Origin of the sequence: Vibrio sp. 10N.222.48.A3 (assembly GCF_041475345.1) — a bacterium.
In the GTDB taxonomy this organism is placed as follows: domain Bacteria; phylum Pseudomonadota; class Gammaproteobacteria; order Enterobacterales; family Vibrionaceae; genus Vibrio; species Vibrio tasmaniensis_A.
Genome location: NZ_JBFRVX010001233.1, coordinates 1 through 617, shown reverse-complemented (window position 1 = coordinate 617; position 617 = coordinate 1). Strand labels below are relative to the sequence as shown.

Sequence of the window (617 nt, the reverse complement as noted above, 5' to 3'; positions counted from 1 at the left end):
ACCTCAGGGTCGCCTTTTTTATTGATAAAAAAGTTTTTAGTAGAGATTCCGTAATAATGTATTCAGATTCTAAAATTTTCAAAGCAACCTTCACTTGTAAAGATGATGGTAATGATCAATATCGCAATCGCTTAACTGAAAGTCTTGCTAATTTCAGAGAACGTGTAGGAGTATTGATTGATGGAACTCCCAAAGATGTACCTGGGCTTACCGTACATGACTTAACACATATGGACGCGCTATGGGATATGTTGGACATATTGACGGGTGGAGACTACCGGTTAAATCCAGCAGAGGCCTATGTTTTAGGAGGAGCCATTCTTTTACATGATTCTGCAATGACGATAAGCATTTATCCGAATGGTGTTAATGAGCTAAAAGAAACTGCTGAATACATAGATGCATACGCATACTTTGAAGATAACTCACATCTTGCGAAAGAAGACGATGGGTATTTGATTGCAGCGCAAGGTTATGCCATCAGTGATACTTTAAGGTTAAAACATGCAGAAAACGCTGAGACATTAGCAACCCAAAAATGGGATTCTAAAGTTAGTGACGGGGCGTTCTATTTAATTGATGATTCTGAACTTAGAGAACATTATGCCCACTCAATC

1 protein-coding gene is annotated in these 617 nt (G+C 38.4%); it reads left to right on the top strand.

Going from position 1 to position 617, the window contains the following annotated elements; translation table 11 throughout:
• Nucleotides 1-56 precede the first annotated feature (56 nt).
• Nucleotides 57-617 (top strand): hypothetical protein (locus AB4653_RS25260; protein WP_372105598.1); only part of this gene is annotated, 561 nt, incomplete at its 3' end.